Below are 12,549 nucleotides of genomic sequence, written 5' to 3' on the forward strand. Positions count from 1 at the left end.
ACTTCTAATTGATTTCTTCTCTCTTCTTCACGTTTCGATAACATGTTCATCCCCCGCAGAATTGTGTTATTACCCTTATTATACAAAAAAGCTTGTAGACTTTGTCTACAAGCTGATGGCTTCCTCTTTGGAAGCCATTTCTTCGTATGAGTCATGAAACAAACGCACACGATAAGACTGTTCCGCAAAAGGTGGTTGATCACATTTTGAGAACATGTCGAGAGCTTGAAGGAATACCGATCTATACAGATAAGCTGTCTCATTCACTTGGTTCCATCAAAGATATTTGCTTATTAGCCGGCGGGAGCTGCGGGGGATACATGTTAGATGAAAAAAAAGACTGTGCATTCATTCCGTTCTCAGCTGGCGACAAGCTAACAGACAAAGGTCTATATGTGAGCTGTCAGGAGGGGATCGGTGTGAATTCCTCTACCCCATACTTCTTATTTTCAAAATTAAAAAAGAAAATGCTGCAAGCACCCAATAGTGAAAATTTAGGTATTTTGGAAGATGTATACTTTTGCGCTTATTCGGGCACAATCGTAGCATATGAACTTTCGGACGGCTTCTTTACAGAGCTATCAGGAATTCGAAAACAGCTGTATGCTGCTGGAACCTTGATAAACGTTGAAAAAGAAGCACTAGTTCTAAACCGAACGTAAAGAGGTGCTGATTATGCTCATTTGCCCAAATTGCAAATGTAAAGACATCGGAAAAATTGGGGTCAATCAATATTATTGCTGGAGCTGTTTTATTGAATTGACGCTGTCAAAAGGCAAAATATCTACACACCAAGTGGAGGAAGACGGTACACTAAGCAGTTTAGATGATCTGTTTAGTGATGATGAACGGTCAATTCAACTATAAGTGTTAAGGGGGAATTTCGAATGGGAAAAATGACTTCTTCACTATTAACGCTTGGTGCAGGCGCACTAGCATATCACTTTGCAAGTCAATATGATATGCCATCTAAGCGGGATATGAAAAAGCTAAGAAAACGTGTTATGCGAATGCTTTAAACAAAATGGACATCCACTATAAGCGGCGGATGTCCTTTCATTATTTCTGTACTCTAATCGGCGTGCAAGTAAGGATAAGCGGAAATTAACAGCTAACAGTGATTTTGGATGGATCTGTATGTTTTATGTGTTTTCATTACAAAGTTAGGACAAATTTTATTTACATGGATAATTGCAGGAATTGGTTAAACAATAAGAAAAGAGGTGAAATAGGTGAAGAAACGTCCGATCCAGTTTCTGATATATGCTGCAGGTGTATTGCTTGTCCTTGCATCCTTACTCATTTTGGTTCAGCTCGACGAGTTATGGATGCCTATTTTTTTATTGCTAAAAGCTGTTCTCATTCCACTTCTCATCGCCATTTTTATTTCTTATTTGCTTTATCCAATTGTTGAAAGACTGCATGGGCGAGGCTTGCCAAGAACAGTCAGTCTCTTATTGATTTATGTGCTGTTTTTTGGAGGAATCGGTTTTGCGGTCTATAAAGGAGCACCAGTGATGATCACGCAGTTAAATGAACTGTCAGAGCAAATTCCTGTGCTTGCCGAAACTTATAATGGCGCTTTATCTCATATTCACCGTCATACAAGCCATTGGCCTGACGGGCTGAATGATCGGCTTGATCGATTGATCGTCCAATCCGAGACGTATGCAGCAAATGGAGCGGAGCGGATGATTTTAAGCTGTAAAGTATTACTTGATTACGCATTGGTGGCAGCACTCATTCCTTTTCTTGTGTTTTATATGGTGAAAGATATGAATACAATGAAACGGGCAGCATGGTACTTAACTCCGCCAATATTTCGGAAGAGGGGACATGCATTTGTGAAAGCAGTTGATGATTCTCTTGGTGATTATATTAGAGGGCAATTGCTTGTTTGTTCATTAATTGGGGGAGCAGCAGCTATCGTTCTCTGGCTATTTCATATCCCTTATCCGCTTGTACTAGGTATGCTGATTGGAGCAACGAATGTGATTCCGTATTTTGGGCCTATTATTGGTGCAATTCCGGCTGTATTTATTGCTTTTACCATCTCGATAAAGTCGGTCATCATTGTTCTGATCACAGTGGCTGTGCTGCAATTTTTTGAAAGTAGTGTCCTCAGTCCGTTGATTGTTGGAAGAAGTCTGCATATGCATCCTGTTGTCATTATGCTTGTTTTGCTCGCAGGAGGAGAGCTATTTGGGTTAATTGGTATGATTTTAGCCGTACCATCCGCCGCTATTATCAGGGTGATCATTGTCCAATACATCCACATGAGACGAAGCGTTCATTGACAAGACGAGCCGAGTTGTCTATAATAATTTCGATTCATACATATTGAATTCAATGACGGACCCGAGTACGTTAAAAAGCTGTTGCAGAGAGAGGCTTTATTTTGCTGAGAAAAGCCTTATCAGACCTTTAACGGAAGCTAGTCCCGAGTGCAGATAAACACTGCCGCTCTTATCCGGCGTTATCGGATGTGAAGGTGATAGACGAACATGTCTATAATCAGGGTGGTACCGCGAGAGCATCTCGTCCCTGTGTAAGTAGTTTTATGCTTGCATAGGGGGGGATGTTTTTTCGTTTGTGTGAGATTGATGAAATGAAAAGGGAGGATTTTTGAATGAAAACTTTAACTTCTGCTCAAGTACGTCAAATGTTTTTAGACTTTTTTAAAGAAAAAGGACATGCTGTAGAACCGAGTGCGTCCCTCGTGCCGCATGACGACCCAACACTTTTATGGATTAACAGCGGGGTAGCCACATTAAAGAAATACTTTGATGGCCGCGTGGTTCCTGACAATCCGCGTATTTGTAATGCGCAAAAGTCCATTCGTACGAACGATATTGAGAATGTTGGGAAAACGGCCCGCCATCATACGTTCTTTGAAATGCTTGGCAACTTCTCTATTGGTGACTATTTTAAAGAAGAGGCAATTGATTGGGCATGGGAATTCTTAACGAGTGACAAGTGGATTGGTTTTGACCCGAATTTGTTATCTGTTACTGTACACCCAGAGGATGAAGAAGCGTATATTCTTTGGAGAGATAAAATTGGTGTACCTGAAGAACGCATCATTCGCCTTGAAGGGAATTTTTGGGATATTGGCGAGGGACCAAGTGGACCCAATACGGAAATTTTCTATGACCGCGGTGAAGCATACGGTAGCGATATTAATGATCCGGAATTATATCCAGGGGGAGAAAATGAGCGTTATTTAGAAGTGTGGAATCTCGTTTTTTCTGAATTTAACCATAATCCAGATGGTACTTACACACCACTACCGAAGAAAAACATTGATACAGGGATGGGGCTTGAACGAATGGTATCTGTCATTCAAAACGTCCCTACGAACTTTGAAACAGACCTATTCATGCCAATTATTCGTGCGGTGGAAACAATCACTGGAGAAAGCTATGGAGAAACGAAGGAAAAGGATATATCATTTAAAGTCATTGCTGACCACATTCGGACTGTTGCCTTTGCCGTAAGTGATGGAGCGCTTCCTTCCAATGAAGGCCGTGGATATGTATTAAGACGTTTGCTGCGCCGTGCTGTGCGTTATGCAAAAACCATCCATATCCACCGTCCATTTATGTATGATCTTGTACCAGTTGTCGCTGAGATCATGAAGGATTTCTATCCAGATGTACAAGCAAAAGTAGAATTTATTGCGAAAGTGATCAAAAATGAAGAAGAACGTTTCCATGAAACACTGAATGAAGGGTTAGCCATTTTGTCAGAAGTGATCAAAAAAGAAAGAGATAAAGGCAGCTCCCAAATTTCAGGTCAAGATGTTTTTAAGCTTTACGATACATATGGATTCCCTGTCGAGCTGACAGAAGAATATGCAGAAGACGAGAACATGACAGTCGATAGAGATGGCTTCCAAGCGGAGATGGAGAAGCAGCGTGAACGTGCAAGAAATGCAAGACAAGATGTCGGCAGTATGAAGGTTCAAGGAGGTGCTCTAGGTGATATTAAAGTAGAGAGTACCTTCGTTGGTTATGAAAATTTAACTACGACATCCCGGATCATTGAATTACTTCAAAATGGTGAAATGGTTGCAGAAGCACATGAAGGAGACACGGTGCAAATCTTATTAGATGAAACTCCTTTTTATTCAGAAAGCGGCGGACAGGTTGCAGATAAAGGGATATTAAAAAGTGCAGAAGCCATCATTGAAATTAGAGATGTGAAAAAGGCGCCAAATGGTCAGCATGTCCATGAAGGATTGGTCGTAAGCGGCACGGTCCAAAAAGGATTTGAAGTGATTGCTGAAGTGAAATCAGCTCTTCGAAAAGGTATTGTGAAAAACCATACAGCGACTCATCTCTTGCATCAGGCGCTGAAAGATGTATTAGGCAGCCACGTGAACCAAGCAGGCTCATTGGTGAATGAAAACAGACTTCGCTTTGATTTCTCTCATTTTGGACAAGTGACAAAAGAAGAATTGTCACAGATTGAAAAAATCGTAAACGAAAAGATTTGGGAAGGTATTTCTGTTGCAATTGACTTAAAACCTATTGCTGAAGCAAAAGAAATGGGCGCAATGGCGTTGTTTGGCGAGAAGTATGGCGATATTGTCCGCGTTGTCCAAGTAGGCGATTACAGCATTGAGCTATGCGGCGGCTGCCATGTGCAAAATACTGCGGAAATCGGTCTGTTTAAAATTGCATCTGAATCGGGTATTGGTGCTGGAACACGCCGTATCGAGGCTGTAACTGGTAAAGGCGCCTATAGAGAATTAAATGACCAGCTTGCTATTCTAGAGAAGGCGGCTAGCGAGCTTAAGTCAAATACGAAAGATGTACCAAAACGAATCGTATCATTACAGGAAGACTTAAAAGAGGCTCAACGAGAGAACGAATCTCTTCTTGCGAAATTAAGTCAGGCAGAAGCAGGCTCTATTTTAGAAAAAGTAACAGATGTTGGCGGAGTAAAAGTGTTAACTGAAAAAGTCAATGCTAAAGACATGAATCATTTAAGAACAATGGTAGATGACTTAAAAGCGAAATTAGGGTCAGCTGTCATCGTACTCGGAGCGGTTCAAAATGGAAAAGTAAACATTTCAGCAGGTGTGACAAAAAACGTCATCGCAAAAGGTCTTCATGCAGGGAAGCTTGTCAAGCAGGCAGCAGAAATCTGCGGTGGAGGCGGAGGCGGCCGTCCAGATATGGCTCAAGCAGGTGGAAAACAACCAGAAAAGCTTGAAGAAGCACTGGCAACTGTGAAAGAATCTGTCAAATCCGTTTTATAATCTGTCAATGTAGTGTAGAATAAGGTATTAGATGAGCGGTTAGAAAAAAGCTTGCTAGTCGAATGTTGGAAGAGAGGTGCAAGAAGCAGTGAGTTCATTTGATAAGACAATGAAGTTTAACTTCTCTGATGATTCAGCTGAAACCAATGTGAATGAAGTGCTCATCACAGTTCATGACGCACTTCAAGAAAAAGGATACAACCCGATCAATCAAATTGTCGGATACTTGCTGTCAGGCGACCCTGCTTATATTCCAAGACATCAGGATGCACGCAACCTAATTCGTAAACTAGAACGAGACGAATTAATTGAGGAATTGGTTAAATCGTACTTAGAGACACATAAAGAGGCGTAAACATGAGAATTTTAGGCTTAGATTTAGGCACGAAAACCCTTGGTGTTGCGATCAGTGATGAAATGGGATGGACAGCACAAGGGATTGAAACAATTAAAATTGATGAAGCAGGCGGAGACTTTGGTCTCAGTCGCCTGTCTGACATCATTGCGAAATACGGGGTGGATAAAATCGTCCTTGGCTTTCCTAAGAATATGAATGGTACGGTCGGTCCAAGAGGAGAGGTTAGCCAATCATTTGCGAAAGTGTTAAAAAACACGTACAATGTTCCTGTTGTGCTTTGGGACGAGCGTCTGTCTACGGTGGCAGTAGAAAAAATGCTCATCTCAGCAGATGTGAGCAGACAAAAGCGTAAAAAAGTCATTGATAAAATGGCGGCTGTCATGATCCTCCAAGGGTATTTAGACAGTTTAAATTAAAATGAGGTGAATCAAATGGAACACGGAGAAAAGCAAATTACAATCGTTGATGATAATGGAAATGAACAGCTTTGCGAAGTACTATTTACTTTTGAAAGCGACCATTTTAACAAATCATATGTTCTTTACTACCCAATTTCTGAGCAAGACAACGAAGAAATTGAAATCCATGCATCAAGCTTCACACCGAACGAAGACGGCGAAGATGGCGAGCTAGAGCCAATTGAAACTGATGAAGAGTGGGACATGATTGAAGAAACGTTAAATACGTTCTTAGATCAAGAAGACGCAGAATAGAACAAACAAAAGGCCTGTGAACATGATCTGAGTGATCTTTTTCACAGGTCTTTTTCACATCTTTTATGTTAACTTATTTCATTTTTTTGTTGACATATATAACTGGAACTTTTACTCTATTTTTATCAAAGAATCCAATGAGGGGCATGAATGTTGAAAATTCAAGATATGATGCAAATGGCGTTAATGACTGCAGTCATGGGGATGTTAGGATTGATCCCGCCTATTTTACTTACGTTTACACCTGTACCGATCACGTTGCAAACCGCGGGTCTTTTGCTTGCAGGGGGTCTGTTAAAGCCAAAACAAGCGCTAATCAGTTTACTTCTTTTTCTTCTGATTGTAGCATCAGGCGCTCCGCTTTTGTCTGGAGGGAGAGGCGGGATGAGTGTCTTTTTTGGGCCAAGCGGCGGCTTTTTACTTGCTTATCCAGTAGTTGCCTTTATGATTAGCCTGTGGCTGAATCGGCTGAAAAAAGTAACTGCTTTGCGTCTTTTTATGATATATGCCGTATGCAGTATCAGTATTTTGTATTTATGCGGCATTCCCTTTCAGGCCATGATGATGCAAATAAAGGTCACACAAGCAGCACTGCTCAGTTTGATTTATATACCAGGTGACCTTATCAAAGCTGGAATGTGTGCTGTTTTCACGGTAAAAATCATCCAAGCGATGTCCTATGGAAAAAGGGACATACATCAAGGGAGGCGAGTGGTTTGATCAAAATAACTGAAAACTATGCGGCTCATGCAAACATCAAGCCTGATCATATCGCTATCATAGATGAAAAAGAGAGCATCACCTATCAAGAATGGCATGAGCGTGTGGAGACATCAGCACAGTGGTTAAAAGAAACGGCTCATCAGCAAAAAAGAGTCGCTTTTTTATTATCAAATGGTGTTCCGTTTCTACAAATGTTTGCTGGCGCTGCTGCCGCAGGCTGGACAGCCGTTCCTCTTGACCCGAGATGGCGTCATGTAGAATGTGTAGAAAAGCTCTTGTTAAGTCAATCAGATCTAGTCATTATTGACGATCGATTTATGAAAAGATTTGAAAAGAACAAGTTAGACATGCCTGTGTTTTCTTTATCTGAATGGGAAGAAAGAATGAACCTGATGACAACCGTTCAAACGAACAAACACGATACCAAGGAAGACCCTGTCTTTTATATGGGATTTACTTCAGGATCAACTGGATCGCCCAAAGCCTTTATCAGGCGTCAGCATTCATGGATAGAGAGTTTTCAAATGACGGCCTCTGCCTTTGGAATCACTCATAAAGATCATGTTCTCATTTTAGGCACACTCTTATCCTCTCATTTTTTATATGGTGCCATTAGTACACTTTACTTTGGAGGCACAGTGACATTGCTAGAGAAATTTTCTCCAGTAAAAGGAAAAAAAGTTTTAGAGAGAGAAGGCATTACTGCTATTTATACTGTCCCTACAATGACAGAGTCTTTACTGAAGATTGATGCTTTTGGAGACCATCCACTTCTAGTCATATCATCCGGGGCGGATTGGGGAATCTCTTCAAAAAAACAACTAGTCACCAACTATCCCCACGTCACATTTTTTGATTTCTATGGGACATCAGAGTTAAGCTTTGTCTCCTATTTATCTTCAGACGACTTTCTGCAAAAACCTCATTCTGTCGGACGTCCTTTCTCTACAGTTCAAGTTGAAGTGAGAAGTGCTGACCAAACCATATGTCAGCCATATGAAACAGGCAGAATTTATGTGAAAAGTCCGATGTCTTTTTCGGGCTATTTACACGAGGGAAAGCCGCCACAGGAGTGGCTCACAGTCTATGATATGGGGTGGCTGGACGAAGATGGATATTTGTATATGAGCGGCCGGGAAAATGGCATGATCGTCTATGGAGGACTTAATATTTTTCCAGAGGAAATCGAGCGTGTGCTAAATAAGCAGCCGGAGGTAGAGCGGTCAATCGTGATTGGACTCCCTGATCCTTATTGGGGTGAAATCCCTGTTGCCATTATTGAAAAGGTTCAGCAGACGAAAACCATTCGGGAAGCGGTTAAAGAAAAACTAGCGTCTTACAAAGTACCAAAAAAATGGCTGGTCATCGACCAAATGATTGAAACATCCGGCGGAAAAATTGCACGTGCTAGCATGAAAAAGTGGGCAGAGGAACAATTGTCATGCAAGCAGTCATAGTTCAAGCAAAACGAACACCCTTTGGCTACAAAAATGGATGTCTAAAGGATTATCGACCAGAGCATTTAGCAGCTCCCCTCATTCAGCATTTGTCGCAGGCAATGAAACCAGATGACGTGATTTTAGGCAATGTGGTAGGGGGTGGCGGAAACATTGCCCGTCTGTCTTCATTAGAAGCAGGCCTTTCTGTAAACATTCCGGGCATGACCATTGATAGGCAATGTGCCTCTGGCCTTGAAGCGATCAGAACAGCTTGTGTAATGGTTCAATCGGGGGAGGGTTCGATGTATATTGCTGGAGGGACTGAAAGCATTTCCGGATCTCCAATGAAAGAAAGAGCCCGCTTTTCTCCGGAATGGTTAGGAGATCCTCATATGGGAGAAGCGGCAGAGCTGACTGCGTCGAGATTTTCTGTCACAAGAAAAGAACAAGATGACTATGCGCTTTTAAGCTGGGAAAGAAGTATAGACGCATTCAAGCATGGAACATATTCGGAAGAGATTGTCCCAATTGGCGGGAAGAGCGCAGATGAAGCGGCGGCTAAAATCAGACCGATTGAAAGCCTGATGAAGCGAGCGAAGCCTGTCTTTTTACCAGCAAAAGGGACGGTGACCGTGACCAATAGCTGCAAAGAAGCAGATGGCGCAGCCGCAGTCGTTGTCATGGGAAGAACTGAAGCAGAGGAGAAAGGCTTAAGGCATATGTTACGTTATGTCGGAAGTGCTGTGACGGCAATGCATCCGCATTATCCTGCTGCCTCACCGATCGATGCCATCAAGAAGCTCTTACATCAGGAGCAGATGAAGATTGAGGATGTGGCGCTTTTTGAAATCAATGAAGCGTTTGCGCTGAAAGTGGCGCTTATTGCCCGGACTTTAGGTATACCTTATGACCGGATCAATAGAAGAGGTGGTGCCCTTTGCCTTGGGCATCCATACAGCGCATCGGGAGCTGCTATGATGGTGAGGTTATTTTACGAAGCTCGCGCCTTACCGAAAGGAAGCTATGTCGTGGCTGCCATTGGCAGCGGAGGTGGTGTTGGTTTAGCCGTGTTATGTCAAGTTCTGTCATGAGATGCATGAGCAAGTAATTGCCGAACTCCGTCGAATCATGTACTATAAAAGCTAGATGTGAGGAGGGCCATGCATGTTTTCAGAACAAAAGAAACGACCATTTTTCAAAAGAAAAATGGGGATCGTCCTGTTATCAGTAATTGCTGTCATCATCATTGCAGCATTATCAGGCTTGATATATGTTAAATCAGCACTCGGACCGGTCGATCAAAAAAGCAAACAAACGATTAATATCCATATTCCAAATGGAACTTCTGTCCGTGAGATTGGGGGCATTTTAAAAGAAAATGGGCTCATTTCGAATGACACGATTTTCACTTATTATGCAAAATACAAAAATGCTTCCGGCTTTAAAGCAGGATACTTTCATTTGAACCCAACAATGGACGCCGACCAGCTCATCCAAAAGCTTACCTCTGACGGTACTGATTATGCCTTTCAGCTTGTGATTCCTGAAGGAAAACAGCTGTCTGATATTGCAACGATTATTGCAAACCAGACGGATTTTTCAGCGAAGGAAGTTGAAGAGATGCTAGATGATCCAACTTTTATCAAAAAATTGATGAAAAAATACCCGAAAACGGTGACATCACAAGTGGAAGAGAAACAGGTCAAGCATCCGTTAGAGGGATATTTATTCCCTGCTACGTATCCGTTTTATCGTGAGGATGAATCTCTCGAAACGATCATAGACACGATGATTAAACAAACGGATCAATACGTCAAAATGTATGAAAAGGACATGAAAAAGAGAAATATGTCCATACACGATATGTTAACGATGGCATCACTGATTGAAATGGAAGCAACAGAAAAAGCGGATCGGGCAAAAATCTCAAGTGTGTTTTATAACCGCTTGAAAAAGGATATGCCGCTTCAAACAGATCCAACGGTTCTTTATGCACTTGGTGAGCATAAATCCCGCGTCTTTTACAAAGATCTCAAGGTGAAATCTCCTTATAATACGTATACAAATAGAGGGCTGCCTCCTGGACCAATTGCAAATGCTGGTGAATCCTCTTGGAAAGCAGCACTGCATCCAGAGAAAACGGATTTTGTTTACTTCCTTGCAAAGAAAAACGGAGAAGTCGTGTTTACCAAAACGTTAAATGAGCATAACAAAGCGAAAGAGAAATACATCACAGGCAGCAATTAACGCATGTGAGGGAAAAAGACTGTAGACAATAGCCAGATTGCCTGCAGTTTTTTCGTTGCAATCCCCATTTTATAGGTTCGCAATTACCACGTCTTTGTGGTAAAATATATCGGGTTGTTTTTACTTAGATGAACGAAAGATTGACGAGAAAGAGAGCTGCAGGCAAGCAGGACTCTTCTTTTTCAGGTCATGAAGGAGCTAGACATATAATGACACTCGAAGATGATCAAATAAATGCTTATATTGAAAACTTAATTCCATCAGGTCCTGATGCAATCGTTCAATTAGAGGCATATGCCAAAGAGCATCATGTTCCAATTATAGAAAAGGTGAGCATCGAGCTCTTACTGCAGCTGCTCTCTATGAAAAAACCGAAGAAAATTCTTGAAATTGGGACAGCGATTGGCTATTCGGCAATTAGAATGGCTACAGCTCTGCCAGATGCAGAGGTTTACACGATTGAGAGAAATGAAATACGCTATGAAGAAGCGATACGGAACATTGCAGAATTACAGTTAAAAGAAAGAATACATGTGTTCTTTGGTGATGCCATGGAGTCGGCTAAAACTGTTCAGACGATGGCGCCATATGATGTGATCTTCATTGATGCGGCAAAAGGGCAGTATAAACGCTTTTTTGAGCTGTTTGAGCCTATGCTGGCAGATAACGGAATGATTATTACGGACAATGTATTATTCAAAGGTTTAGTAGCGACAAATTATGAAGAAGAAACTGAAGATAAACGGAAAAAACAATTAATTGGAAAAATTGATCGATATAATCAATGGCTAATGTCAAACTCTGACTTCCAAACGTGTATCATTCCGGTTGGAGATGGGATCGCTATAAGTACAAAAAGAGGTGACCAATCATGAAAAAACCAGAATTGCTTGTGACGCCAAGCAAGGTGTCGGATATCCTGCCATTAATCGAGGCTGGCGCTGACGCATTTTTAATAGGCGAACAAACATACGGTATTCGTCTTACAGGCGAGTTTTCAAGAGAAGATGTGGAGCAAACGGTTCAGCTTGCGCATGCTCATCATAAAAAAGTGTATGTAGCCATGAATGCAATTTTTCATAATGACCGTGTTCAACTGCTTGGAGATTATTTAACCTTTCTCGATGCATTAAACGTGGATGGTGTCGTCTTTGGAGACCCAGCAGTGATCATGGCTGCAAAGGAAACAGGTGTGAGCCTGAATCTTCACTGGAGTACAGAAACGACTGGGACAAACTATTTCACTTGTAACTACTGGGGCAGAAAAGGCGCAACGCGTGCTGTTCTTGCCAAAGAGCTGAATATGGATAGCGTGATCGACATCAAAGAAAACGCTGAAGTGGAGCTTGAAATTCAAGTTCATGGCATGACTTGTATGTTCCAATCGAAACGTTCGCTGATTGGTAACTACTTTGAATACCAAGGCAAACAAATGGATGTGGAAGGCAGAAATATGGAGGAAGGATTATTCCTTCATGACCAAGAGCGTCAAAACAAATACCCTATTTTTGAGGATGCAAACGGCACACATATTATGAGTCCAAATGATGTGTGTATGATTGATGAATTAGAAGAGTTTGTCGACGCAGGCATTGACTCATTTAAAATTGACGGAATGTTAAAGTCACTTTCTTATATGATAGAGGTGACGTCTTTATATAGAAAAGCAATTGATTTGCTTACGACTGACAAAGAGGCCTATGAAGATCAGAAAAATGATTGGGTGAAACGTATTGAAGACATTCAGCCAGTCAATCGTTCGATTGATACAGGATTCTTCTTTAAAGAAACGGTTTATTAACA

General features: G+C 41.6%; 14 protein-coding genes and 1 other annotated feature. All 14 genes read left to right on the forward strand.

Features of this window, described 5'->3' with window-relative positions:
• Positions 1-146 precede the first annotated feature (146 nt).
• Positions 147-662, forward strand: coding sequence for a prc-barrel domain-containing protein (locus LC033_RS11975; protein ID WP_226568713.1), 516 nt, complete (start codon positions 147-149; stop codon positions 660-662).
• 13 nt (positions 663-675) lie between these two features.
• Positions 676-867: a YrzR-like zinc ribbon domain gene (locus LC033_RS11980; RefSeq protein WP_226568715.1), complete on the forward strand. Its 192-nt coding sequence runs from the start codon at positions 676-678 to the stop codon at positions 865-867.
• 20 nt (positions 868-887) lie between these two features.
• Positions 888-1,019: a YrzQ family protein gene (locus tag LC033_RS11985; RefSeq protein WP_226568718.1), complete on the forward strand. Its 132-nt coding sequence runs from the start codon at positions 888-890 to the stop codon at positions 1,017-1,019.
• A gap of 213 nt (positions 1,020-1,232) precedes the next feature.
• On the forward strand, positions 1,233-2,297 hold the full coding sequence (locus LC033_RS11990) for an AI-2E family transporter (protein ID WP_226568720.1): 1,065 nt from the start codon (positions 1,233-1,235) through the stop codon (positions 2,295-2,297).
• A gap of 43 nt (positions 2,298-2,340) precedes the next feature.
• Positions 2,341-2,549, forward strand: a binding site (T-box leader).
• An 80-nt stretch (positions 2,550-2,629) separates the two neighbouring features.
• Entirely contained in the window at positions 2,630-5,266 is a 2,637-nt protein-coding gene (alaS, locus tag LC033_RS11995; protein WP_226568722.1) for an alanine--tRNA ligase, read from the forward strand.
• Between the two features lie 88 nt (positions 5,267-5,354).
• A complete protein-coding gene (locus LC033_RS12000; protein ID WP_008358522.1) occupies positions 5,355-5,621 on the forward strand; it encodes an IreB family regulatory phosphoprotein in 267 nt (88 codons plus the stop codon).
• A gap of 2 nt (positions 5,622-5,623) precedes the next feature.
• Positions 5,624-6,040, forward strand: coding sequence for a Holliday junction resolvase RuvX (gene ruvX / locus LC033_RS12005; RefSeq protein WP_226568725.1), 417 nt, complete (start codon positions 5,624-5,626; stop codon positions 6,038-6,040).
• Positions 6,041-6,055: 15 nt separating this feature from the next.
• Positions 6,056-6,337, forward strand: coding sequence for a DUF1292 domain-containing protein (locus tag LC033_RS12010; protein WP_226568727.1), 282 nt, complete (start codon positions 6,056-6,058; stop codon positions 6,335-6,337).
• Between the two features lie 150 nt (positions 6,338-6,487).
• Positions 6,488-7,057 (forward strand): biotin transporter BioY, encoded by a 570-nt coding sequence (locus tag LC033_RS12015; RefSeq protein WP_226568729.1) that lies wholly within the window; start codon positions 6,488-6,490, stop codon positions 7,055-7,057.
• Positions 7,057-8,517: an acyl-CoA synthetase gene (locus LC033_RS12020; protein WP_376776449.1), complete on the forward strand. Its 1,461-nt coding sequence runs from the start codon at positions 7,057-7,059 to the stop codon at positions 8,515-8,517. Before LC033_RS12015 ends, LC033_RS12020 begins: the two co-directional genes overlap by 1 nt.
• Positions 8,502-9,590: an acetyl-CoA C-acyltransferase gene (locus tag LC033_RS12025; protein WP_226568734.1), complete on the forward strand. Its 1,089-nt coding sequence runs from the start codon at positions 8,502-8,504 to the stop codon at positions 9,588-9,590. Before LC033_RS12020 ends, LC033_RS12025 begins: the two co-directional genes overlap by 16 nt.
• Positions 9,591-9,663: 73 nt before the next feature.
• Positions 9,664-10,746: an endolytic transglycosylase MltG gene (gene mltG / locus LC033_RS12030; RefSeq protein ID WP_226568736.1), complete on the forward strand. Its 1,083-nt coding sequence runs from the start codon at positions 9,664-9,666 to the stop codon at positions 10,744-10,746.
• Positions 10,747-10,955: 209 nt separating this feature from the next.
• Positions 10,956-11,621: an O-methyltransferase gene (locus LC033_RS12035; RefSeq protein ID WP_226568738.1), complete on the forward strand. Its 666-nt coding sequence runs from the start codon at positions 10,956-10,958 to the stop codon at positions 11,619-11,621.
• On the forward strand, positions 11,618-12,547 hold the full coding sequence (locus LC033_RS12040) for a peptidase U32 family protein (RefSeq protein WP_226568740.1): 930 nt from the start codon (positions 11,618-11,620) through the stop codon (positions 12,545-12,547). Before LC033_RS12035 ends, LC033_RS12040 begins: the two co-directional genes overlap by 4 nt.
• The last annotated feature ends 2 nt before the right edge of the window (positions 12,548-12,549 follow it).

Origin of the sequence: Bacillus stratosphericus, from assembly GCF_020524495.1 — a bacterium.
Classification (GTDB): Bacteria; Bacillota; Bacilli; order Bacillales; family Bacillaceae; genus Bacillus; species Bacillus stratosphericus_B.